The 23,250-nt window shown below is 74.7% G+C and carries 23 protein-coding genes; 9 read left to right on the top strand and 14 right to left on the bottom strand.

Annotated elements, in window-relative coordinates; all coding sequences use genetic code 11:
• Positions 1–98 precede the first annotated feature (98 nt).
• The gene (locus tag ACF07N_RS08575) at positions 99–623 is read left to right on the top strand and encodes a DUF4245 domain-containing protein (RefSeq protein WP_383324351.1); all 525 of its coding nucleotides are present in this window, start codon (positions 99–101) and stop codon (positions 621–623) included.
• Positions 624–701: 78 nt separating this feature from the next.
• Here the strand turns inward: ACF07N_RS08575 and ACF07N_RS08570 are convergent, their stop codons facing one another.
• The 4 genes from ACF07N_RS08570 to ACF07N_RS08555 form a co-directional block, all read right to left on the bottom strand.
• On the bottom strand, positions 702–1,292 hold the full coding sequence (locus tag ACF07N_RS08570; RefSeq protein WP_383324348.1) for a malonic semialdehyde reductase: 591 nt from the start codon (positions 1,290–1,292) through the stop codon (positions 702–704).
• A 138-nt stretch (positions 1,293–1,430) separates the two neighbouring features.
• Complete coding sequence (locus ACF07N_RS08565) at positions 1,431–1,676, bottom strand: exodeoxyribonuclease VII small subunit (RefSeq protein ID WP_383324345.1); 246 nt, start codon at positions 1,674–1,676, stop codon at positions 1,431–1,433.
• A 9-nt stretch (positions 1,677–1,685) separates the two neighbouring features.
• Positions 1,686–2,894 (bottom strand): exodeoxyribonuclease VII large subunit, encoded by a 1,209-nt coding sequence (xseA, locus tag ACF07N_RS08560; RefSeq protein WP_383324342.1) that lies wholly within the window; start codon positions 2,892–2,894, stop codon positions 1,686–1,688.
• 127 nt (positions 2,895–3,021) lie between these two features.
• Entirely contained in the window at positions 3,022–4,404 is a 1,383-nt protein-coding gene (locus tag ACF07N_RS08555) for an APC family permease (protein WP_392109929.1), read from the bottom strand.
• Positions 4,405–4,510: 106 nt separating this feature from the next.
• On the opposite strand from ACF07N_RS08555, the gene ACF07N_RS08550 reads away from it, so the two are divergent.
• Positions 4,511–5,536 (top strand): 4-hydroxy-3-methylbut-2-enyl diphosphate reductase, encoded by a 1,026-nt coding sequence (locus ACF07N_RS08550; RefSeq protein ID WP_392109926.1) that lies wholly within the window; start codon positions 4,511–4,513, stop codon positions 5,534–5,536.
• A 102-nt stretch (positions 5,537–5,638) separates the two neighbouring features.
• Positions 5,639–6,385 carry a polyphosphate--glucose phosphotransferase gene (ppgK, locus tag ACF07N_RS08545; RefSeq protein ID WP_392109923.1) on the top strand — a complete coding sequence of 249 codons (747 nt, stop codon included), beginning with the start codon at positions 5,639–5,641 and terminating at the stop codon, positions 6,383–6,385.
• A 302-nt stretch (positions 6,386–6,687) separates the two neighbouring features.
• Here ppgK and ACF07N_RS08540 read toward each other — a convergent pair whose 3' ends face one another.
• Positions 6,688–7,329, bottom strand: coding sequence for a DUF6542 domain-containing protein (locus ACF07N_RS08540; protein WP_392109920.1), 642 nt, complete (start codon positions 7,327–7,329; stop codon positions 6,688–6,690).
• A 171-nt stretch (positions 7,330–7,500) separates the two neighbouring features.
• On the opposite strand from ACF07N_RS08540, the gene ychF reads away from it, so the two are divergent.
• Entirely contained in the window at positions 7,501–8,589 is a 1,089-nt protein-coding gene (ychF, locus tag ACF07N_RS08535; RefSeq protein WP_383324327.1) for a redox-regulated ATPase YchF, read from the top strand.
• A 17-nt stretch (positions 8,590–8,606) separates the two neighbouring features.
• Positions 8,607–8,876 (top strand): colicin immunity domain-containing protein, encoded by a 270-nt coding sequence (locus ACF07N_RS08530; protein ID WP_392109916.1) that lies wholly within the window; start codon positions 8,607–8,609, stop codon positions 8,874–8,876.
• An 11-nt stretch (positions 8,877–8,887) separates the two neighbouring features.
• Here ACF07N_RS08530 and ACF07N_RS08525 read toward each other — a convergent pair whose 3' ends face one another.
• The 4 genes from ACF07N_RS08525 to ACF07N_RS08510 form a co-directional block, all read right to left on the bottom strand.
• The gene (locus tag ACF07N_RS08525; RefSeq protein ID WP_392109913.1) at positions 8,888–9,241 is read right to left on the bottom strand and encodes a hypothetical protein; all 354 of its coding nucleotides are present in this window, start codon (positions 9,239–9,241) and stop codon (positions 8,888–8,890) included.
• A complete protein-coding gene (locus ACF07N_RS08520) occupies positions 9,238–9,666 on the bottom strand; it encodes a class F sortase (RefSeq protein WP_392109910.1) in 429 nt (142 codons plus the stop codon). Before ACF07N_RS08520 ends, ACF07N_RS08525 begins: the two co-directional genes overlap by 4 nt.
• 226 nt (positions 9,667–9,892) lie before the next feature.
• Complete coding sequence (locus ACF07N_RS08515) at positions 9,893–10,729, bottom strand: DUF4397 domain-containing protein (RefSeq protein WP_392109907.1); 837 nt, start codon at positions 10,727–10,729, stop codon at positions 9,893–9,895.
• A 106-nt stretch (positions 10,730–10,835) separates the two neighbouring features.
• Positions 10,836–11,444: an RNA polymerase sigma factor gene (locus ACF07N_RS08510; protein WP_392109904.1), complete on the bottom strand. Its 609-nt coding sequence runs from the start codon at positions 11,442–11,444 to the stop codon at positions 10,836–10,838.
• Between the two features lie 159 nt (positions 11,445–11,603).
• On the opposite strand from ACF07N_RS08510, the gene ACF07N_RS08505 reads away from it, so the two are divergent.
• The 4 genes from ACF07N_RS08505 (at position 11,604) to ACF07N_RS08490 (ending at position 16,944) form a co-directional block, all read left to right on the top strand.
• Complete coding sequence (locus ACF07N_RS08505) at positions 11,604–12,818, top strand: MerR family transcriptional regulator (RefSeq protein WP_392109901.1); 1,215 nt, start codon at positions 11,604–11,606, stop codon at positions 12,816–12,818.
• Positions 12,819–13,355: 537 nt separating this feature from the next.
• On the top strand, positions 13,356–14,594 hold the full coding sequence (locus tag ACF07N_RS08500; RefSeq protein ID WP_392109898.1) for a lycopene cyclase family protein: 1,239 nt from the start codon (positions 13,356–13,358) through the stop codon (positions 14,592–14,594).
• A complete protein-coding gene (locus tag ACF07N_RS08495) occupies positions 14,591–15,379 on the top strand; it encodes a class I SAM-dependent methyltransferase (RefSeq protein ID WP_392109895.1) in 789 nt (262 codons plus the stop codon). Before ACF07N_RS08500 ends, ACF07N_RS08495 begins: the two co-directional genes overlap by 4 nt.
• A complete protein-coding gene (locus ACF07N_RS08490) occupies positions 15,376–16,944 on the top strand; it encodes an FAD-dependent oxidoreductase (RefSeq protein WP_392109892.1) in 1,569 nt (522 codons plus the stop codon). Before ACF07N_RS08495 ends, ACF07N_RS08490 begins: the two co-directional genes overlap by 4 nt.
• Before the next feature lie 96 nt (positions 16,945–17,040).
• Here ACF07N_RS08490 and ACF07N_RS08485 read toward each other — a convergent pair whose 3' ends face one another.
• The 5 genes from ACF07N_RS08485 to ACF07N_RS08465 form a co-directional block, all read right to left on the bottom strand.
• Positions 17,041–18,048 (bottom strand): DUF5914 domain-containing protein, encoded by a 1,008-nt coding sequence (locus ACF07N_RS08485; protein WP_392109889.1) that lies wholly within the window; start codon positions 18,046–18,048, stop codon positions 17,041–17,043.
• A complete protein-coding gene (locus ACF07N_RS08480; RefSeq protein WP_392109886.1) occupies positions 18,041–19,024 on the bottom strand; it encodes a phytoene/squalene synthase family protein in 984 nt (327 codons plus the stop codon). The genes ACF07N_RS08485 and ACF07N_RS08480 overlap by 8 nt, the downstream gene beginning before the upstream one ends.
• Positions 19,011–20,582 carry a phytoene desaturase gene (locus ACF07N_RS08475; protein ID WP_392109883.1) on the bottom strand — a complete coding sequence of 524 codons (1,572 nt, stop codon included), beginning with the start codon at positions 20,580–20,582 and terminating at the stop codon, positions 19,011–19,013. Before ACF07N_RS08475 ends, ACF07N_RS08480 begins: the two co-directional genes overlap by 14 nt.
• The gene (locus tag ACF07N_RS08470) at positions 20,579–21,721 is read right to left on the bottom strand and encodes a polyprenyl synthetase family protein (protein WP_392109880.1); all 1,143 of its coding nucleotides are present in this window, start codon (positions 21,719–21,721) and stop codon (positions 20,579–20,581) included. Before ACF07N_RS08470 ends, ACF07N_RS08475 begins: the two co-directional genes overlap by 4 nt.
• Positions 21,722–21,844: 123 nt before the next feature.
• Positions 21,845–23,218 carry a cryptochrome/photolyase family protein gene (locus tag ACF07N_RS08465; protein ID WP_392109877.1) on the bottom strand — a complete coding sequence of 458 codons (1,374 nt, stop codon included), beginning with the start codon at positions 23,216–23,218 and terminating at the stop codon, positions 21,845–21,847.
• Positions 23,219–23,250 lie beyond the last annotated feature (32 nt).

Below are 23,250 nucleotides of genomic sequence, written 5' to 3'. Positions count from 1 at the left end.
CGGATGAGGGCTTTGTCGCCCGACTCTATCCCCGAGCCCGCAAAATGAGCAGGGGCCCCCACGGATGAGCGCAGCACAGACCTGCGACGATAGGGGGCGTGGCAGGCACGAACGGCAAGCAGAAGACGGCGCGGGACATGATCCTCTCGCTCGGGGTCATCATCCTCGTGGCGGGCGTCATGTACCTCTTCATCCCGCACGACGACAGCGAACCCGACCTCAAGCGCGTCGACTACCGGGTCGAGTTGCTCACGGCGCGCCGCGCCGCCCCGTACCCCGTGGCCGCGCCCGAGGGCCTGCCCGCGGCGTGGAAGGCCACCTCCGTCCGCTACCGGGCCGACGACTTCGACACCTGGCACCTCGGGTTCCACGACCCCGAGGGGGAGTACGTCGCGGTCCAGCAGTCCACTCAGCGGCGGCCCGTCTTCCTCGACGAGGCGACGCAGGGCGCGCGGGAGACCGACAGGACAGAGAAGATCGACGGCCGGACCTGGACCCGCTGGGAGGGCGGCCGGTACGACGCGCTGGTCCTGGAGGACACCAAGGGCTCGACGACGGTGGTGACGGGCACCGCCTCGTTCGCCCAGTTGACGAAGATGGCGCAGGCCCTGGAGACGAAGTGACCGCGCACGAGGAAGGCCCCCGGCTCGCCTGCCGGGGGCCTTCCTCGTGGGCTGTGCGGCCCGGACGGTGTCCGTGGCTCAGACGGTCGTGACGACCTGGTCGTACGCCAGGCGCGGGGAGCGCGGGTACCAGGCGTCCGGGCCCGGGCGGCCGATGTTGACGACCATCAGCGGGGTGTGGTCGTCGTCCAGGAACTCCTTGCGCACGCCCTCGAAGTCGAAGCCGGTCATCGGGCCGGCGGCCAGGCCGGCGGCGCGGACGCCGACGATGAAGTACGCGGCCTGCAGGGCGGCGTTCATCGCGGCGGCGCTCTCGCGCACCGGGCGCTCGGCGAAGAAGGCGTCCTTGGCCTGCGGGAAGGCCGGGAACAGGTGCGGCAGCTCCTCGTGGAACTCGTTGTCCGCGGAGAGGATCGCGACCAGCGGGGCGCTCGCGGTCTTGGCCCGGTTGCCCTCGGCCATGTGCGCGACCAGGCGCTCGCGGGCCTCGGGGGAGCGGACCAGGGTGATGCGCAGCGGGGTCTGGTTGAAGGCGGTCGGGCCGTACTTGACCAGGTCGTAGATCGCCTGCACCTGCTCGTCGGTCACCGGCTCGTCGGTGAAGGTGTTGGCGGTGCGGGCCTCGCGGAACAGGAGGTCCTGGGCTGCGGGGTCAAGAACGAGAGACATGAACGAAAACCTTCTCGGAGCGTACGTCGGGTCCGATGGGGCCGGACCGGCTGACATCTGCGACCGTACGCCAATGAAGTTCAACGTTCAACAAACTTGAGGGTGTGGTGATCGACTTCACAGGGCCCGTGACGCTACCTACCCGGCGTCCGCGTCCTCCGCGGCCTCCTCCGCGAGCGCCGCGTCCAGCCGCGCCCGCGCCCCCTCCAGCCAGCGCCGGCACACCTTCGCCAGCTCCTCGCCCCGCTCCCAGAGCGCCAGGGACTCCTCCAGCGTCGTACCGCCCGCCTCCAGACGGCGGACGACCTCGATCAGCTCGTCCCGCGCCTGTTCGTACCCGAGCGCCTCGTCCGTGCCCGGCGCCTGCTCCACCTCGCTGGTCATCCACCCACCCTATGTGTCCACTCGTACGGAGAACTCGCCCTCGGAGACCCGCGCGCGCAGGGCCTCGCCGGCCTCCACCTCGCCGGGGTCGCGGACGGCGTGCCCGTCCGCCTTCTGCAGCACGGCGTACCCGCGCTTCAGGGTCGCGGCGGGGGAGAGGGCCACCACGCGCGCGTGCGTGTGCGTCAGCTCGGAGTCGGCGCGGTCCAGCTGGTGCCGCAGGCAGCGCCGGCCGCGGCCGAGCAGGTCCGCCACCTGGTCGGCCCGCTCGTCGATCATCCGGTGCGGATCCTGTATCGACGGCCGGGCCAGCGCGTGCGCCAGGCCGCGCTCCTCCCGGTCCAGCAGCGCGGCCACGCACCGCCGGGCCCGGTCCCGCAGCAACCGCACGCGCTCGTACTCCTCGCCCACGTCCGGCACGACCTTCTTGGCCGCGTCGGTCGGGGTGGAGGCGCGCAGGTCCGCCACGTGGTCCAGCAGCGGGTTGTCGGGCTCGTGCCCGATGGCCGACACCACGGGCGTACGGCACTGCGCGACCGTGCGGATCAGCTGCTCGTCGGAGAACGGCAGCAGGTCCTCCACGCTGCCGCCGCCCCGGGCGACGATGATCACGTCGACGTCGTCGAGCGCGTCGAGCTCCTTCACCGCCTGCACGACCTGCGGCACGGCGTGCACGCCCTGCACGGCGACGTTGCGCACCTCGAAGCGGACGGCGGGCCAGCGGTGCCGGGCGTTCTCCAGCACGTCCCGCTCCGCGGCCGAGGCCCGGCCGCAGACCAGCCCGATCAGCTGCGGCAGGAAGGGCAGCGGCTTCTTCCGCTCCGGCGCGAACAGGCCCTCCCGCGCGAGGGTCTTCTTCAGCTGCTCCAGCCGCGCCAGCAGCTCCCCGACCCCGACGGGCCGTATCTCGGCGGCCCGCAGCGACAGCTGCCCGCGCGGCGCGTACCACTCGGGCTTCGCCAGGACGACGACCCGGGCGCCCTCGCTCACCACGTCCGCCACGGCGTCGAACACCTGCCGGTAGCAGGTGACGCTGACGGAGATGTCGTACGAGGGGTCCCGCAGCGTGAGGAACACCACGCCGGCGCCCGGCCGCCGCGACAACTGCGTGATCTGCCCCTCGACCCACACCGCCCCGAGCCGGTCGATCCAGCCCCCGATGAGCCGTGACACCTCGCCGACGGGCAGCGGGGATTCCGGAGTCGTGTTCACAGCCATGCCCGCGAGCGTAGTGGCCGCCACCGACAACGCGGATCATCCGCCCGGGCGGAGCCGGCGGACCGGCGGCCGCGGCCAGGACGCGCACCAGGCCGCGGACGGCGTACCCGGTCGCCGGTCCGGCCGCTCAGACCGCCGGAGGCGGCGACGCGGACCTGCGCCGCTCCTGCACCACCAGCACCACCAGCCCGGCGGCCAGCCACACCGCGCCGACCAGCTGGGCCGTGCGCGACGCCTCGGCGATCACGGCGACGGTGATCGCCGCACCGGCCACCGGCACCAGGACGTGCCGCCACCAGCTCACGGCCCCGCCCCGGCGCCTGACCGCGAACCAGCCCACCACGCTCGCGTGCAGCAGCGTGAAGGCGGTCAGGGCGCCGATGTCGACCACCGACACCAATTGGTCCATCCCGTCGTCCCGGCGCGCCGCCCACACCGCCGCCACCAGCGTCACCACGGCCGCGCACAGCAGCGCCACCCGCGGCACCCCCGCACTGGTCCGGGACAGCACCCGCGGCAGCCGCCGGTCCCGGCCCATCGCGAACAGCAGCCGGGCCGCCGCCGCCTGCCCGGCCAGCGCCGCGAACGCCGCGCCGATCGCCTTGCTCACCGCCACCAGGTCGTGCAGCCAGGTGCCGACGGAGGCGTCCACCGTGTCGTAGAACGCCGACCCCTGCCGCCCCGGCTCCGCCGCCAGCCGCGCCGACGACACCGGCTCCAGCAGCGCCACCAGATAGGTCTGCGCGACGAACAGCACACCCGCGAGCGCCAGGCAGAACAGCAGCGCCCGCGCGATCTTCGCCGAGCCGCCGGTGACCTCCTCCGCGAAGGAGGCGATCGCGTCGAACCCCAGGTACGACAGCACCGCCACCGACACCGCCCCGAGCACCGCCGACAGCGCGAAGGCGCCCTGCGTGCCGTCCCCGGACAGCGGCGACAGCCAGCCCCGCTCGGCACCGTCACGGGCCAGCACCACCACCGCGGCCACCACGAAGACGACCAGGACCACGACCTCCAGCACGAGCACCAGGAAGCCCACCCGGGCGGCGGCCCGCACGCCCCACAGGTTCAGCAGCGTCGTCACGGCGACCGCGAGCGCCGACCAGACCCACCGCGACACCCCGGGGACCAGCGCGTTCATCGCGACCCCGCAGAACAGGTACGCCACCGCCGGGATCAGGACGTAGTCCAGCATCGCCATCCAGCCCGCCACGAACCCGGCCTCCTTTCCGAGCGCCACGCGCGCGTAGGCGAAGACCGAGCCCGCCTGCGGGACGACCCGGACCATCTGGGCGTAGCTGAACGCGGTGAACGCCATCGCGACCGTCGCGACGAGGTACACCAGCGCCACCGCCCCGTGCGACTTGGCGTCCAGCGTGCCGAACACGCCGACCGGGGCCATCGGCGCGATGAACAGCAGGCCGTAGACGACCAGGTCCCGGAAGCCCAGACTGCGCCGCAGCGCGTGCTCCCCGCCGGCCGTGCGGGCCCGCGTCCCCGTCTCCGCCATCGTGGCCCGCCTCCGCTTCCGTCACCCGTGCCGCCGTCGCGTTCGTTCAGTCTTCCCGGGGATTCCACGCGGGCGCGATCTTTGGCCCGCCGAACGCGGCCTTACGATGGGACGCATGTCTGCTTCGCCTGGCCGCCGTGTCCTGCTCGCCGCCCCCCGTGGCTACTGCGCGGGCGTGGACCGCGCCGTGATCGCCGTGGAGAAAGCGCTGGAGCAGTACGGCGCTCCCGTCTACGTCCGTCACGAGATCGTCCACAACAAGTACGTCGTGCAGACCCTGGAGAAGAAGGGCGCGATCTTCGTCGAGCAGACGGAAGAGGTGCCGCCGGGCAACATCGTGATGTTCTCGGCCCACGGCGTGGCCCCCGTCGTCCACGAGGAGGCCGAGCGCGGCAGGCTCGCCACCATCGACGCCACCTGCCCGCTGGTCACCAAGGTCCACAAGGAAGCCGTCCGCTTCGCCAACGAGGACTACGACATCCTCCTGATCGGCCACGAGGGCCACGAGGAGGTCATCGGCACCTCCGGCGAGGCTCCCGACCACATCCAGCTGGTCGACGGCCCCGACGACGTCGCCAAGGTCGAGGTCCGCGACCCGTCCAAGGTCGTCTGGCTCTCCCAGACCACGCTCTCCGTCGACGAGACCATGGAGACCGTCGACGCCCTGAAGGACAAGTTCCCGCAGCTCATCTCCCCGCCCAGCGACGACATCTGCTACGCCACGCAGAACCGCCAGCTGGCCGTGAAGCAGATGGGCGCCGAGTCCGACCTGGTCATCGTGGTCGGCTCGCGCAACTCCTCCAACTCCAAGCGCCTGGTCGAGGTCGCGAAGATCGCCGGAGCCCGTGCCGCCTACCTGGTGGACTTCGCCGACGAGATCGACGAGGCCTGGCTGGAGGGCGTCTCCACGGTCGGCGTCACCTCGGGCGCGTCCGTCCCGGAGGTGCTGGTCGAGCAGGTCCTGGAGTGGCTCGCCCAGCGTGGCTTCGAGGACGTCGAGATCGTCAAGGCGGCCGAGGAGTCCATCACCTTCTCCCTGCCCAAGGAGCTCCGCCGCGACCTGCGCGAGGAGGCGGCCGCGCTGGTCGCCGAGCGCGGCGGCGCCGCGGCCGGTGAACGTCCGGCGGAGTGATCGCGGAGCGATGGGGGAGTGATCGCGCAGTTCTCGGGGACGGGCCGGGCGGGCACCGCCGTCCGGTCCGTGACCGTCCGTCCCACGTCGTAACGTAGGGCCATGCAGATCTTCGGCGTGGACATCGGCGGTTCCGGGATCAAGGGTGCCCCGGTGGACCTGGACATGGGCGACCTGGCGCAGGAGCGCCACAAGGTCCTCACCCCGCACCCGGCCACGCCCGACGGGGTGGCCGACGGCGTGAAGCAGGTCGTCGACCACTTCGGCTGGACGGGACCGGTCGGGGTCACGTTCCCGGGCGTGGTCACCGACGGCGCGACGATCCGCACGGCGGCGAACGTCGACGACAGCTGGATCGACACGGACGCGCGTGCGCTGCTCGGCGAGCGGCTGGGCGGTCTGCCGGTGACGGTGGTGAACGACGCGGACGCGGCGGGCGTGGCCGAGATGCACTTCGGAGCGGGCCGCGGCCGGCGGGGCACGGTGATCCTGCTGACGTTCGGCACGGGCATCGGCAGCGCGCTCTTCGTGAACGGCGTCCTCGTGCCGAACACGGAGCTGGGCCACCTGGAGCTGGACGGGCACGACGCGGAGAAGCGGGCCTCCAGCAAGGCGCGCGAGGACCACGACCTGTCGTGGGAGCACTGGGCGGAGCACCGCGTGCGCAAGTACCTCGCCCATGTCGAGATGCTGTTCTCGCCGGAGCTGTTCATCATCGGCGGCGGCGTCAGCCGCAAGGCCCACAAGTTCCTGCCCCACATCGAGGGCATCAAGGCGGAGATCGTCCCGGCGCAGCTGCAGAACAACGCGGGCATCGTGGGGGCGGCGATGCGGGCGGCGGGGCACTAGCGCGGACGCGGCCGGGGCGGTGGGGCACTGATGCCGGACGTGGCCGGGGCGGTGGGGCACTAGCGCCGGACGCGGCAGGGGCGGCGCGCCGCCGGATGCGGACGGGGCCGGGCTGCTGGGCGCCGTCCGGCGTGGGTCACACGGCTGGAGTCGGTCCGGAGCCGGTCCGAGCCGGTCCGAAGCCGGTCCCGGCGCGGCTCACAGCGCCGGACGCGGTCAGGGCCGGCGTGCTGGGCGCCGTCCGGCAAGGGTCACACGGCTGGAGCCGGTCGGAAGCCGGTCCGGGACCGTTCCGGCGCGGCTCACAGCGCCGGACGCCCCCCGGCCGCCGCCGCTGCCGTCCTCCTGCGCCGCACCAGCCGGACCCGCCGGACGATCACGATCAGCCCTGCCACGAGCGTCCCGCCGTACAGCCACCCGGCCTGCGTCGCGAGCGCTGTCAGCAGACCCATCACCTTGTTCCCGCCGTCGCCCTCGGCCACCGGCAGCAGCCCGGCGGCGAACGCGATCGGCACGACCACGGGCGCGGTCATCAGGTCCCCCGGGCGCACCCACAGGGCGGTCAGCACGCACACCGGCAGGAACAGTACGCCGTACGCCGTCAGGGAGCCCCCGAACAGTGCGGCGCACACCGCGCCCAGCAGGAACATCACCACGGCGCAGAACAGCCCGCTGCCCAGGCCGGTCAGCCGGGGGTTCGGCAGCCGCCCGGCGGAGGCCGCCGGTGCGGGCGCGGGCCGCCGCACCGGCGCCGGACGGCGCTGCGCCCCCGGCGGCCGGGTCGCGCGCGCGGGAGCGCCGCCCGCCGAGCCACCGCCCGCGGGACCACCGCGGGCCCGCACAGGGCCGCCTCCCGCACCCCGTTTCACCTGCGGTGGCAGGGGCGGCCTCGGCCGGTCGCGTCGCGGTCCGTACTGGGCAGGTCGCGTCCTGTATTGCTCCACCGCACCAACTTAGGTCGTTCAATATGCCGAATAGCCCGTCAGACACGCCGACGGCCGAGGCTTGGCCAAGCGTTCGATACGCCTCCCGGTGCGGTTCCGGGCACGCCGTAGACTGGTGGATCGGCCGGTCCCCTGGCCTCCTGGCCCTCTCCACTCACGGGAAGTCGCAACGTGTCGCTCACGATCGGAATCGTCGGTCTGCCGAATGTCGGCAAGTCGACCCTGTTCAACGCCCTGACCAAGAACGACGTGCTGGCGGCCAACTACCCGTTCGCCACGATCGAGCCCAACGTCGGTGTCGTCGGCGTGCCCGACCCCCGGCTGACCAAGCTGGCGGAGATCTTCGACTCGCAGCGGGTGCTCCCGGCCACGGTCGACTTCGTCGACATCGCGGGCATCGTGCGCGGCGCCTCCGAGGGTGAGGGCCTGGGCAACAAGTTCCTGGCGAACATCCGCGAGTCCGACGCGATCTGCCAGGTCATCCGGGCCTTCAAGGACGAGAACGTCGTGCACGTCGACGGCAAGGTCTCGCCCAAGGACGACATCGAGACGATCAACACCGAGCTGATCCTCGCGGACCTGCAGACCATCGAGAAGGTCCTGCCGCGCCTGCAGAAGGAATCGCGGATCAAGAAGGACGTCGCGCCGAAGGTCAAGGCCGTCGAGGAGGCCAAGGAGATCCTGGAGAAGGGCGACACCCTCTTCTCCCAGGGCATCGTCCAGGGCACCGAGCGGGCGGAGCTCCTGCACGACCTGCACCTGCTCACCACCAAGCCGTTCCTCTACGTCTTCAACGTCGACGAGGACGAGCTGACCGACGAGGACTTCAAGAACGAGCAGCGCGCCCTGGTCGCCCCGGCCGAGGCGATCTTCCTCAACGCCAAGCTGGAGGCGGACCTCGCCGAGCTCGATGAGGACGAGGCCCTGGAACTGCTCCAGTCCGTCGGCCAGGAGGAGCCCGGCCTGGCGACCCTGGCCCACGTCGGCTTCCGCACGCTCGGCCTGCAGACGTACCTGACGGCCGGCCCGAAGGAATCCCGCGCCTGGACGATCAAGAAGGGCGCCACGGCCCCCGAGGCCGCCGGCGTCATCCACACGGACTTCCAGAAGGGCTTCATCAAGGCGGAGGTCATCTCCTTCGACGACCTGGTGGAGACGGGGTCGGTGGCGGAGGCCCGCGCGAAGGGCAAGGCACGCATGGAGGGCAAGGACTACGTCATGCAGGACGGGGACGTGGTGGAGTTCCGGTTCAACGTGTGACGCCGGAGCCGGATGCGGTGCCGTCGAGGGCACTCGCGCCCTACGTGGCCCTGGCCGAGTCCTTCGTCTCCGGGTGGATCGGCGCGCTGGAGTTCGAGTCGCGGTTCTGGGGTGAGTTCCGTGGGCTGCGGGATGTTTCCGACCGAGACTTCGGTGTCCTCAACGAGTTGTTCTACGTCGTCGAGGACTTCGTGGCGGATGCGGCGGCGCGGGAGGCCGGAGACGTGACGGAGGTCGAGCTGCTCGCCGGGGCGCGGGTTTTCCTCAAGGCCTGTCGGGGGCTGTGACCCCGTTCGCGTCAGCGTCGGTGCCGGGAGCGGCGCGCGGCCGCGATCGCGGCGGCCGCCGCCAGGGCCAGCATGGTGAGGGCCGTTCGCTTCCTGTGGTCCGGGGCCTGCCGGGGGCCCTCGGGTGGGGGCGTCTCCCCGGCCAGGTCCCGGGTGATGCGTCGCCAGACGTGCTCCGGGGGCGCGGCCGGCAGGTCGACCAGCTCCGCCGTGCGGGCCGCTTCCACCACGCGGGTCATCGTGTGCAGGTCGTCGCGGCAGCGGGCGCACTCGGCGACGTGGTTCAGGGCGGCGGTGTCGGCCGGGGTCGGAGCGGCGTTGCCCAGGGCCAGTTCGACCAGGTGGGCCGGGTCCACGTGGGTCACTGCGGCCTCCCGGACTCGATGGGCTCCGCCGTCACGACGAGGTTGGAGAGGTAGCCGCCCCGCTCGGGGACGAACGGCGGCGCGCAGGTGATGAGGGTGAGGACCGGGGAGCCCGAGCGGCGGAACGCCGAGTCGGGCAGTTCGGCCTTCGGGACCGTGACGCGGGAGACGATCCGGTAGCGCACCGGATGCCCGCCGTCCCGGCTCACCTCCACCCGCTGGCCTCGCCGCACGTCGTACAGGGCGGCGAACTCGCCGAGGTCGCCGGAGTCCGTGTCGACATGGCCGACCAGGACGGCCGAACCCCGATCGCTTCCGGGAGCCGGGCCGTAGCGGTACCAACCGGCCGTGGCCGGGTCTTCGGGGACGGTCATGTCGCCCTTCTTCGTCACCCCGACGGGGATGACGCGCGCGTCGAGGTCCACGCCGTCGACCACGATCCGCCGGGGCGGCGGTTCGTCCGCCGCGGCGGGTGGCGGTGGGTTCCGGGACGCTTCGGCGGGCCGTGACGCGGCCGGCGCGGCACGTTCCAGCGGGGCCGCCGCGAAGTCCCGTGGCGGCTCCGTCCGGTCCGGCGGCGCTCCCGTGACGCCGACGGCGGCTGCCAGTGCGGCAGCCGCCAGAATCGGGCCCGGGCGCCGTCGCCTGCCGTCACCCACGCCGGCCGGCGAACCGGCGGGCCGTCAGAACGCCCGTCACCGTGATCACTCCGGCCGCGGCGGCCCAGGCGGGCCAGGTGGCGGTGTCGGAGGAGTTCGGGGTGACGGCCGCACCGCTGCCGCCCGCGTGGACGGCCTTGGGGGCCGAGGCCATGCCGCTGAACGACTGGGTCGCCAGAGCCAGGTTCTTGTCGTCGGCGCTGCCCCAGGCGTAGACGACGTTGCTGGTGCCCTCCTTCAGGGAGAGGTCGGCCGGGCCTATGGCCACGGTGTCCGTGCCGGCCAGCACCACATCGGCGTTGACCGAGCCGGCGTCGACCTCGGCGGTGTCCTCCTTCGGGTTGGTCAGGCCGGTGAAGACGGGCTGGCCGCCGGCCCGGACGTCCACCGCGGGAGCGGCCGCGACATGGCGGACCGTCAGGCGCGACTTGCCGGCGCCGACCTCGGAGACGTCGTTGGTGAAGGCCGTGAGCTGGGGCTTGCCGTCGGCGGTCAGGTGCGCGGCGACCGTGGCGTTCCCGCCCTCGGGCACCTCGACCTTCCTCTCCAGGGCGGGGGTGCCCTCGGGGCCCTTGCCCGCTTCGAAGATCTTGATGTCGTAGGTGCCGGCGTCCAGGGACTGCGGGTCCGTCACCGTGCCGGGCTTGAAGTCGCTGAGCAGTTCGTCGCCGTTGGCGTACACGTCCACGGTCAGTCCGGGGATGCCGTGGAAGACGGACACCATCGCCTTGTCCTGCTGCTGGTCGGCGAGGGCCGGGGCGGCAGCGCCGAGGGCCAGGGCGCAGGCGCCGGCAGAGGCTGCGAGGGTGAGGGGGAATCGGGAGTTCATGGGGATCATCCCTTCGAAAGGAGTCTCCGTACGGTGCGGAGTCTCGGTCCCGTTTCGGGGGTGATGGCCCCCTTGGATGCGCGAGCGGGTGAGCTCGTGCCTGTTGTCACGCGCCGGGGCCGGGGGCCGCGGACTGCTCGATCACCACGCGCAGACGGTGCAGGCCGCGGCGGGCGTGGCTCTTGACCGTGCCCAGGGGCAGACCGGTGCGCTCCGCGATCTGGGCCTGTGTCAGGTCCTCGTAGAAGGCCATGCAGAGCACCTCGCGCTGGGGGCGCGGCAGCCGGGACAGCGCGTCGACGAGCAGCACCCGGTCCAGGACGCGGTCCGGGGCCGTGTCGCCGTACCCGGGGTCGGGGTCGGCCTCGTGGGCGGCCGAGTCGATGAGCGTCAGGCGCCTGGTCCGGGCCGCCAGCGCGTCGACGATCTTGCGGCGGGTGATGCCGACCAGCCAGGCGCCGAGCGGCCCCCGTTCCGGGTGGAAGCCGGCCCGGCCGCGCCAGGCGCCGAGGAAGACCTGCTGGGTGACGTCCTCCGCCTCGTGCGTGTCGCCGAGCAGCCGGGTGGCCATGGTGTGGACGAGTGAGCCCCAGCGTTGGTAGATCGCGGCGAAGGCTTCCTCGTCGGCGGCGAGGAGGCCGCGGGCCAGCTCCTCCTCGTACCGCGTCTCCTCCACGGGCGGGGCGAGGGTGGTGAGTCGCGTGTTGGTGATCATGGCCTGGTTCCTCCTGCCGGCGTCGTGCGGGACGGGAGACCGTTTGCCGAACCGCACCGGTCGCGCTGTGGGAGCGGCGCCCCTGCGCTGTGCGTCCAGTGTTCGGCGCCCAAACGACGCACAGCAACATGCGTCGTTTGTGCGTCGTACAGTGGAGGCATGGCCGCACAGGAACGGGACGGACAGAGCGTGCCGATCGGCGCCGCGCAGGCCGGCGGCGGTCTGACCACGGGCGAGGTCGCCCGGCGGCTGGGGGTGGCGCCCACGACGGTCCGCACCTGGGACCGCCGCTACGGCCTCGGCCCCGACGCGCACACCGGCGGCCGGCACCGGAGGTGGACCGCCGCCGACGTGGCCCGGCTGGAGCGGATGTGCGCACTGACGGCGACGGGGATACCGCCCGCCGAGGCGGCGCGCATGGTGCGGGAGGAGTCCACCCCGGAGGAGGACCCGGCCGCCGGGACCAGTGCCGGTGCGGTCGCCGGAGCCGGTCCGGACGGGTCGCCCGCCGCGACGGTGTCACGGGCAGGCCGGGACGGGCTCCCCGCGGCGGCTTCGGATCCGGGCCCGGACGGGCGCTCCGCCGGGCTCTTCCCGGAAGCGGTCCCGGCGGCTCCCGCCGCCGCGCCCCCGGGCCGTCCCGCCCGCGGACGGGCCCGCAGCCGCGCCGGCAGCGGGCTGCGTCTGGGCGACGTGCGCCAGGAGTGCAAGGGCATCGCGCGGGCCGCCCTGCGCCTGGACGCCGCCGCGCTCGACGACCTGCTCCGCACCGCGATCGACGAGCACGGGCTGATCGCCGCCTGGACCGAGGTGATCATGCCGACGCTCCAGGCGGTGGGCCGCAAGTGGGAGAGCTCGGGGGAGAAGTACGTCGAGGTCGAGCACTTCCTGTCCTGGCACGTCTCCGGCGCGCTGCGGCGCAGCACCCCCGGCCCGGTCGCCGACCGCCCGGGCGCCGTCACGGTGCTCGCGTGCGTACCCGGCGAGCACCACACGCTGCCGCTGGAGGTACTGGCCGCCGCCCTCGCCGAACGGGGCCTGCCGGTACGGATGTTCGGCGGCGCCCTGCCCGTCGAGTCCCTCGTCACGGCCGTGCGCAGGACCGGACCGGCCGCGGTGGCGCTGTGGGCGCAGTCGCGCGGCACGGCCAGTCGTCCGCTGGCTCAGCACGTCGCCGCGATGGAATGGGGGGTGCGCGGTGCCCGCCGCAAGCCGGTCGTCCTGACGATCGGGCCCGGCTGGGCCGGCGGCCGCTCGGTGCCGGGCCTGCCGCGCCCGGCCGGGCTGGCCGAGGCCGTCGCACTGGTGGAGTCGGTCGTCTCGCAACAGCCGCGGGTCGCCGCATCCGAACACCCCCTGCGGCCGGAAGGGTGAACGAACTGATCAACTCGTCGGCCCGTGCCCGGGGTGGAACGACGCCGCGGCACGGGCGGCGCGTATGTCCTCCCGGTGGCCGGGAATGGGGTGTGGTAATGATCGGCGGGTATGTCCGGACGGCCGGGAATGGGGTGTGGTGGTGATCGGCACACGTGTCCCGGCGGCCGCCGACGGCGACCGGAACCGCCGCGTCGCCGGCCCGGGGCGTACGACGGACCGGCGGGCCCGGGTGCCAGGTGCGGCAGCCTCCGCGGCAGGTACGGCGGTCTCCGCGGCAGGGACGGCGGCCTCGGCGGCCGGAGTCCGGCCCCGCACGCCCGGAGCCTCGCCCCGCACGCCCGGAGCCTGGCCCCGCACGCCCGGAGTCCGGCCCCGCACACCGGGAGACTTGCCCAGGACGCCCGGAGTCCTGCCTCGTACGCCGGAAGTCCGGCCCCGTACGGGCCGAGTCCGAGCCCGGATGCCGAGGGCCCTCGCCCGGGTGTCCGGATTCCGGACCCAGGTGGGCGGCGTGCGGGCCCGGACGCCCGGAGCATGGGCCGGCCGCGGCTGGGACCGGTGAGCGCGGGGCCCGGCGGCGCGTCCGACGTGGTGATCGTCGGGGGCGGTGCCGCCGGACTCAGTCTCGCGGACCGGCTGCTCGCGACCACGCCGGCCACCGTGACCGTCGTGGAGCCGCCGGACGGTCCCGCGCGCCCGGCGGAGCGCACGTGGTGCTTCTGGAGCGAGGGCTACGACGACCTCGGCGACGCCGTCACCGCCGACTGGCCCCTGCTGCGGGTGCACGGCTCCGACGGCGAGGCCCTCACCGTCGACCCGGCCCCGGCGCGGTACCGCATGGTGCGGTCCGGGGCGTTCGAACGGCTGGTGCACGCGCGGCTGGCGCGCTCGCCCCGCGGGCGCCTGCTGCGCGCCACGGCCCGGACGGTGCGCGACGTGCCCGGGGGCGCGGAGATCCGCTGCACCGCAGCCGACGGCGGGACGCTCACCCTGCGCGCCCGGCGCGTGTTCGACTCACGGCCGCTGCCCGCGCTGCCGCCGGCCCGGACCCAGCTGCTGCAGCACTTCCGCGGCTGGTTCGTGCGCACGGACACCGACCGGTTCGATCCCGGGATCGCCGACCTGATGGACTTCCGGGTGCCGCAGCCGCCGCACGGCCTGGCCTTCGGCTACGTCCTTCCGCTCACCCCCGGCCACGCGCTCGTCGAGTACACCGAGTTCTCCCGCGCTCCGCTGACCACCGAGGCGTACGAGAGGGCCCTCGGCCACTACGCCCGCGAGGTCCTCGGCCTCGGCGCGTTCACCGTCGAGTCCGCCGAACAGGGCGTCATCCCCATGACCGACGCCCGCTTCCCCCAGCGGGCGGGCGAGGCCGTCTACCGGATCGGGACCGCGGGCGGCGCCACCCGCCCCGCCACCGGGTACACCTTCGCCGCCGTGCGGCGGCACAGCCGGGCCGTCGCCGCCGCCCTGCGGGACGGCCGCACCACCGTGCCCCCGCCCCACGGGCGGCGGGCCCTGTTCCTGGACGCCGTGCTGCTCAGGGCCCTGGACACCGGCCGCATCGACGGCCCCGCCTTCTTCACCGACCTGTTCCGCCGGACCCCGGCACACCGTCTGCTGCGCTTCCTGGACGGCGCCACCTCGTTCCGGGAGGAGTGGGGCATCGGACTGCGCACCCCCGTGGGCCCGATGCTCCGCACCACGCTCGAGGTGCCCTTCCTGCCCCGCCGCGCCCACCCCGTCCCCCGAACCGGAGAGAGCCCTCGATGACCCTGCTGCGCGACCACGACCTGGCCCACGCCTTCGACCACGCGTCCCGCACCTACGACCGGCTCACTGCGCTCAACCCCGGTTACCGCACCGACCTGCTGCGCTCGGCCCGCCGGCTGCGGCTGCCCCGGGACGGGGCCGGGCTGCACGTCCTCGATCTCGGGTGCGGCACCGGCGCCTCCACCCGGGCCCTGCTGCGCGTCGCGCCCCGCGCCCGGATCACCGCCGTCGACGCCTCCTCCGGCATGCTGCGGCAGGCGCTGGCCAAGCCGTGGCCCGACAGCGTGCGGTTCCTGCACCTGAGCGCCGAGGAACTCGCGACGGCGGCCGAAGGCCCCTTCGACGCGGTCTTCGCCGCCTACCTGTTCCGCAACGTCACCGACCCCGACGGCGTCCTGCACACCGTACGGACCCTGCTGCGGCCGGGCGGGCGGCTCGCCGTCCACGAGTACAGCCTGGGCGGCTCCCCGGCCCACCGCGCGCTGTGGACCGCCGTGTGCCAAGGGCTGGTCATCCCGGCGGGCACCCTCACCGGCGACCGGGACCTGTACCACCACCTGTGGCGCAGCGTCCTCGACTTCGACACCGCGCACGAGTTCACCGGCCGGCTCGCCCGCGCCGGGTTCGCCGACGCGCGCGCCCTCCCGCTGGCCGGATGGCAGACCGGCATCACCCACACCTTCGTCGCCCGCAACGCCCCCACCCCGGCCGCCCCGGAGGCGGCCGGGCAGACGCCCACCGGGACGCCCGCGCGGCCCGCGTCCGCCGTGGAGGCCGGCCGATGAGCACCCGCACCCCCCGCACCGCCCCCGCCCGGCGCGGCCGGGACCGCAAGGCCGAGGTGCTGATGCCCGCCCCCGGCCGGGACGGTTTCGACCACCGGGACGCGCCCTCGGTCGCCGTGGTGGGAGGCGGCATCGCCGGCCTGGCCGCGGCCACCGGGCTGGCCGAACGCGGTGCCCGGGTCACCCTCTACGAACGCGAGGACTCCCTGGGCGGACGCCTCGCCGGCCACCGCACCGAACTGGCGGACGGCTCGGTCGTGACCATGAGCCGCGGCTTCCACGCCTTCTTCCGCCAGTACTACAACCTGCGCGGCCTGCTGCGGCGGACCGATCCGGCCCTCGCGCGCCTCACCCCGCTGGCCGACTATCCCCTGCGGCACAGCGGCGGCCTGACCGACAGCTTCGCCCGCGTCCCGCGCACCCCGCCCCTCAGCGCCCTCGGTTTCGTCGCCCTCAGCCCCACCTTCGGCTGGCGCGACCTCGGCGCGCTGGACGCCCGGGCGGCGCTGCCGCTGCTGGACGTCCGGGTGCCGGAGGTCTACGAGCAATTCGACTCGGTCAGCGCGGCCGGCTTCCTGGCCGGCGTTCGCTTTCCCGAGGCCGCGCACCACCTGGCCTTCGAGGTGTTCTCCCGCAGTTTCTTCGCCGACCCGCGCGAGCTGTCCGCCGCCGAGCTGATGCTGATGTTCCACATCTACTTCCTCGGCTCGGCGGAGGGCCTGCTGTTCGACGTGCCCGGCGAACCCTTCCCGCAGGCCCTGTGGGAGCCGCTCGGGGAGTACCTCCAGCGGCTCGGCGCGGACCTGCGCACCGCAGTCGCCGTCGAGGGCGTCGCCCCGGCCGGCACCCGCGGAGCCGAGGTGCGCACCGGCGCCGGCAGCGAGCGGTACGACGCCGTGGTGCTCGCCCTGGACACCGCGGGGCTGCGGCAGGTCGTCGCCGGCTCGCCCGGCCTGGGCAGCGCGGAGTGGCGCGAGGACGTCGCCGCCCTGCGCACCGCCCCGCCCTTCCTCGTCTCCCGGTACTGGCTCGACCGGCCGGTGCACGCCGACCGCCCCGGCTTCCTCGGCACCAGCGGCTACGGCGGCCTGGACAACATCAGCGTCCTGGAGCGCTACGAGGGCGAGGCGGCCGGCTGGGCCGCGAAGCACACCGGATCGGTCGTGGAACTGCACGCCTACGCCGTCCCGGAGGGCTCCCACCGGGAGACCGTCCAGGACGAGCTGCTCGAACAGCTGTGGCGGGTCTACCCCGAGACCCGCGAGGCGCGGATCGTGGACGTCCGGCACGAATGGCGCGCGGACTGCCCGCACTTCCCGGTCGGCACCCACCACCGTCGCCCCGCCGTGACGACCCCGCACCCGTGGCTGACGCTGGCCGGCGACGGGATCCGCTGCGACCTTCCCGTGGCCCTGATGGAACGGGCCGCCACCACCGGATTCCTGGCGTCCAACGCCCTGCTCGCGGGGTGGGGCGTGCGCGGCCAGGTGCTGTGGACCGTGCCGCGCGCCGGACGCTCCCCGGCCCTGCGGGGTCTCAACGCCCTCGCGGGACGCCGCCCGTGACGTCGCCGTGGAGCCACCGGGCCTGACCGGCACAGCGCAGGACCCCGCCCCGCCGTCGAGGCCGTGACGGACGGGGCGGGGCCGATCGGGGGTGTCTCAGCCGGGAAAGCGGCCGGTGCTGCGCAGTGCCCAGCGCCGCTCGGCGTAGGCGAGGTCGTCGCGCCACAGCCGCCCGGCGGTGTACCGCATCAGGGGGCGCAGCGCGGGCGCGGCGGCCCGGGCCAGGGCGAAGCCGCGCCGGTCCGAGGTGGCGATCACGGCCTCCACCACCGCCGTGCGCGGGTGCGCGTCGGCCGCCGAGGTCAAAGGCGTGGCGTGCGTCTCCACCACGGAGGTGGCGCCCTCGCCGTCGGTGATGCGCATGAGCACGGTGCGCGGCTCCGGCGCGGTGAACTCGGCGCGCACCGGCACGACCAGACGGCCCGCCACCCGGAACGACACGTCGACGACGAAGCTGTCGTCCTCCTCGCCCCGCGGTTCGCGGGCGACCGTCAGGTCGACGAAGGAGTACGGGTGGAACCAGGACCCGTGCCACGGGTCGAGCCGGTTGGCCACGACGTCCTGCGGTTCGCACCGCCCGATCGCCGTGAACACCGCGTCCACCCCGCCGTCCGGCGCGGGGCGCTGCGGCACCACGGGGCGCTCCGACGGCTCCTCGCCGCCGACCCCGTCCAGCCGCACCCACACCAGCACCCCGTCGTCGTGGACGGGGTACGGCTGCCAGCCGGCGAACGGGGAGCCGCCGTCGAGGGCCAGTCCGTGCCAGTGGCACACCAGCGTGCCGCACACCACCCGGCTGTCCCGCAGCGGGGCGCCCAGGTGCGGGCAGGCCCCGGGCCCTGCGCGCAACTCACCCGACTCCGCGCGCCACAGCACCACTTCGACGCCGCCGACGGTCCTGCCGTAGGGCCTGCCGGGACGCAGGTTGCGGGAGGCGCCGACGACGAACCAGTTCCCGGAGGGCCGGGCCGACGCGCGTTTCAGCGCGTCGGCGATCAGCGCCGGACGCGCCGCGCGCCAGGTCGGCTCCTGCTCCGACCAGCCGGGGCCGCGGCGCCGCCGCAGCGGCGACGTCCAGCCCGCCTTGTCCGCGCGATCAGCCACGAGACGGTCCTTTCCGTTCCAGTGAACCAGGGGAGGCCGCGGGCGCCCGGCGCCACCGGGCGGCCGCCACCTTCAGCAGCCCGGCCGCGGCGACGGCGGCCCTGCGGCGGCCGGGCACCACCGCCCGACGGTGCACCACGGTGTAGTCGTCGCGTGCCACCTCGTCCAGGATGCCGCCGTACAGCGTGTACGCGGTGGCGATGCAGGGGCGCACCCGCGGGTCGAGCATGGCGATGCCCGGCTCGGCCTCCCGGTAGACGTCCCGGGTCATGGCCTCGGCCGCCACGAGCGCCGCCCGGATGCGGGGGTCCCGGCGCCCGGTGCGACGGGACCACTCCAGCAGCGGCCGGTCCACGCCGTGCGCGGCGAGCAGGTCGGCGGGCAGGTAGATCCGGCCCCGGTCCAGGTCCTCGCCGACGTCCCGCAGGAAGTTGGTGAGCTGGAACGCCACCCCGAGGGCCGCCGCGTGCGGCGCGGCCTCCTCGCGCGGGACGACCGTGCCGAGCACGGGCAGCATCTGCAGCCCGATCACCGCGGCCGAGCCGTGCATGTAGGCCCGCAGATCGGCGTAGGACGGGTAGTCGGTGACGGTCAGGTCGGAGCGCATCGAGGCGAGGAAGTCGGCGAACAGCTCCACCTCGATGCCGTACCGCTCGGCGGTGTCGGCCACCGCCCGCACCACGGGCTCGTCCCCGCCCCCGTCGCGCAGCGCGTGCGCGAGATCGCCCTCCAGCCGCTTCAGCGACAGGTCGCGCTCCTCGGGGGTGCGGGTCCGGTCCAGGTCGTCGACGATGTCGTCGGCCCAGCGGGCGAAGCCGTACAGCGCGTGCACGGCCGAGCGGCGCTCCACCGGCAGCAGGCGCGTGGCGAGGAAGTAGGTGCGGCCGTGACGGGCGTTGAGCTGCCGGCACCGGGTGTAGTCGGCGCGCAGGCCGGGGTCGGTGATCCCGGCGGCGTCCAGTTCACGACGGGTCATGGGCACCTGCTCCGGTCGGGGTGGACGCGACGGTCCGCGCGGCGGGCCGGGGCCGGGCCACCGCGGCGCGGCGTCCCGTGCCGCCGGTGACGCGCGCGGCGGCGAGCTTGCCGCTGACGAGCACGGTCGGCACACCGACACCCGGGGTGGTCCCGCAGCCGGCGAGCACCACGTTGTCCAGCCCGCGGACCAGGTTGCGCGGCCGGAAGGGCCCGGTCTGGGCGAAGGTGTGGGAGACGGAGAAGGGGCCGCCCGCCGCGTGGCCCTGGGCCGTCCAGTCGAGCGGGGTCACCAGCTGCTCCTGCTCGACGCTGTCCGCGAAGCCGTCCAGGCCGCGCCGCTCCAGCTCGGCGACCAGGCTGTCGCGGTAGCGCGGGCCCAGGTCGCGCCAGGCGGCGGCGGAGGGGCCGACGTCGGTGTTGGGGCAGGGCGCGAGGACGTAGTGCAGGTGGCGGTCCGGCGGCGCGAGGGAGGGGTCGTGCGCCGTCGGGCGGGTGATCAGCAGGGACGGGTCGCTCATCAGCGATCCCGTGCGGGTCAGTTCGTCGAAGGTGCTCTCCCAGGCCGCGCCGAAGGACAGGGTGTGGTGGGCCAGTTGCGGCCAGGTGCGGTCGGTTCCCGCGTGCAGGATCACCGCGGAGGGCGAGTGCCGCAGCGCCACCGGGCGGCGGGGGGCCCGGCCCAGCAGGCGGTGCGCGGTGGACAGTTCGCAGCTCAGCACCACCGCGTCGCACGGGATGCGCTCACCCGAGGCGAGGCGCACGGCCCGCACCCGCCCGGCGGAGCGTTCCAGCGCGCTCACCTCGCACCCGTAGCGCAGCTCGGCCCCGGCACCGGCCGCCGCGTCGGCCATCGCCCGCGGCAGCGCGTGCATGCCGCCCTTGGGGAACCAGACCCCGGCGACGGTGTCCATGTAGGCGATGACGGCGTAGGCCGCCAGCGCCCTGGCCGGGGCGACTCCGGCGTACAGGGCCTGGAAGGAGAACACGCGGCGCAGGCGTTCGTCCTGGAGGAAGCCGCCGATCCGGCTGTCCAGGCGCCCGAAACCGCCGAGCGCCGCCAGCCGGGCCAGGTCGGGGTGGAGGAGCTGGAACGGCGAGTCGAAGTTGGTGTCGATGAAACGCCGCATCTGCGCCCGGTACAGCCGCTCCAGCCACTGCCGCAGCCTGCGGTAGCCCGCCGCCTCGGCCGGTCCGGCGAAGCGCCGCACCTCCGCCTCCATGGCCTCGCCGTCGGTGTGCACGTCGAGCGAGGTGCCGTCGGCGAAGGCCGCGCGGTAGGCGGGGTGCAGGGGCGTCAGCTCCACACGCCGGTGGAGGCTGTCGCCGACGGCCGCGAACGCCTCGTCGGCCAGGTCCGGCATGGTCAGCACGGTGGGTCCGGTGTCCACCCGGTAGCCGCCCATCCGCACCTGCCCGGCCCGGCCGCCGGGGCCGGAGTCCCGTTCGACGAGCGTGACCCGGCGGCCTGCGCCCAGCAGGTGCAGGGCGCAGGCCAGGCCGGACAGGCCCGCTCCCACCACGACGACGTGATCCGTCGGCCCCGACACGGTCCTCATACGAGCTCCTCGGCGGGGCGCGGGGCGACGCCCGCGGCCCGCTCGACCAGGGCGGCGAACTCCCGCCGCACATCGGGGCCGGCGGCCACGGCCTCGAAGTGCCGCAGACCCGCCGCCGCCAGTTCCTCGATCCGCGCCTCGACCTCCGCCCGGGCGCCCGTGCGCTCCAGGGCCGCCCGCATCCGCTCGACGGTGTGCCCGGCCCGTGTGCCCGCGCCCGGGGCGAGCACGGCGGCGGCGTCGTGATCGCCCGCGGTCCCGGCGAGCCGGACGGCCACGGCGAGGAGCGGGGTGAGCTTGCGGTGGCGCAGGTCGTCGCCCGCGGGCTTCCCGGTGAGCGCCGGGTCGCCGAAGGCACCGAGCAGGTCGTCCCGCAGCTGGAAGGCGAGCCCCGCGCTCCGGCCGGCCGCCCGCAGCGCGCCCAGCGTGGCGGAGTCGGCGCCGGCCAGCGCCGCGCCCAGCGCCAGGGGCCGCGCGACCGTGTACAGGGCGCTCTTGAGGACGGCGATGGTCAGTGCCTCCTCGGCGCTGGACGAGCCGCCGGCCTGGGCGTTGAGGTCGCGGTACTGCCCGGCGACCATCTCGGTGCGCATCTCCCGCCACTCGGCGTGCAGCCGCGGACCCTGCGGCACACCGAACGCCGTCTCCGTCAGCAGGTCGTCGGCCCAGGCCAGGGCCAGGTCGCCCGCGAGCACGGCGGCGGACGTGCCGAACGACTCGGCGGAGCCGCCGGCCGGGCCGGCCCGGTGCCCGCGTGCGAACTCCACGTGCAGCGCGGGAGCCCCCCGGCGCAGGGACGATCCGTCCATCACGTCGTCGTGGATCAGCGCGCAGGCCTGGAGCAGTTCCAGGGCGGCGCCCAGGCGCAGCACCGCCGTCGGGTCGCCGGTGCCGCCCGCGGCGCGCCAGCCGCACCACACGAACGCCGTCCGCAGCCGCTTGCCCCCGCGCCGGGTGAACGCCGCGACGCGCCGCGCCATGTCGTGGGCGAACAGCGCGTCGGTCTCACGGGCCTGCCGCAGCCGCGCGTCGAGCACCCGCTCCAGGACCCCCTCCACGGCGATCGTGGCCTCACGGGCGGTGCGCGGGGTGTCGTCCGTGTCCGCCGGTGCGGCCGTCGTCGGCCCCGGTCCAAGCATGCGCAGCCCCTTCTCGCTTCCGGTCATCCGAACATCAGTGCTTCCGCGGGGGACGGTGTCTTGGATGCGCCGGAGCCGGGCGTCCCGCGGGCGCGTCGGCCCCGCGGCCCGGTCCCGGCCCGTTCACGCGCGCCCCCGGGCGGCCTTGAACCGGGCGAGCCCGTCGCCGAGGTCGATGAGCGGCTCCGGGTAGCGGATCCCGGCGCGCAGGTCCGCCGGGAGCCGCCAGGGCTCGTGGACCGCGCTGCCCGGCACCTCACCCAGCTCAGGTACCCACCGGCGCACATACGCACCGTCCGGGTCGTAACGCTTGCCCTGGAGCACGGGGTTGAGGACGCGGTGCGGGCGGGTGTCGGTGCCGGTGCCGGCGACCCACTGCCAGTTCAGCTGGTTGTTGACGATGTCGCCGTCCACCAGCAGGTGCAGGAAGTGCCGTGCGCCGATCCGCCAGTCCACGTACAGGGTCTTGGTCAGGAAGCTCGCCGTCAGCAGCCGCGCCCGGTTGTGCATCCAGCCCTCGTGGCGCAGCTGGCGCATGCCCGCGTCGACCATCGGGTAGCCCGTACGGCCCTCCTTCCAGGCGGCGATGTCGTCGGCGGCCTCGTCCTCGCCGCGCCAGCGGTCCTCGCGGGTGCGGTAGTCCCGCACGGAGGCGTCGGGCCGGGCCGCCAGCACCTGGTGGTGGAAGTCGCGCCAGCACAGCTGGCGCACGAACGCCTCGGCCCCGGGCCCGCCCTCGCGGCGGGCCCGGTGCACGAGCTCCACCGGCGAGAGCGCCCCGAAGTGCAGGTACGGCGACAGACGTGACGTGCCGTCACCGGCCAGGTCGTCGTGCCGGTCCTCGTACCGGGCCAGGTCCGCCCGCGCCCAGGCGGCGAACCGCTCGCGCCCCGCCGTCTCCCCGCCGGGCGGGAGATCGGCGGACACGTCCCCGGCGTCCGCGCGCGAGGGCGGCTCCTCGCCGCGCACCGCGTCGGGCACGCGCACGGTGCGCGGCGCGGGCAGCGGGTCCCGCAGGCTTTGCTGCGACCAGCGGCGGAAGTAGGGGGTGAACACCGCGAAGTGGCCGGAGCCGGCCGGGGTGACGGCTCCGGGCGCGACGGCGGTGAGGACGGTGTCGTGCACCCGCAGGGCGACGCCGTCGGCGCCGAGTTCCTGGCGCAGCCGTTCCTCGCGGCGGTGGGCGAAGCCGGTGATCCCCGCGGCCAGGTGGACCTCCGTGGCGCCGCACTCGGCGGCGACCGCGCGGACCTCCCGGGCGACCGGCCCGGAGCGCACCACCAGCCGCCCGCCGCGCCGGCGCAGCGAGGCGTCGAGGTCGGCCAGACAGTCGGCGAGGAACGCGGCACGGTTGGGCGCGTCGAAGCCGGCCGCGCGCACGGCGGGGTCGCGGACGAACAGCGGCACCACCTCGTCGGCCGCCGCCAGCGCCGCCCGCAGCGGGGGATGGTCGTGCAGGCGCAGGTCCGAGGTGAACAGGACGACCGCGACGGTCATGGCGCCACTCCTGGGGCGGCGAAGCGGTGGTG

It is taken from the genome of Streptomyces sp. NPDC015242, from assembly GCF_043079125.1.
Lineage (GTDB): Bacteria > Actinomycetota > Actinomycetes > Streptomycetales > Streptomycetaceae > Streptomyces.
This window is presented reverse-complemented; position numbering and strand designations above follow the sequence as displayed.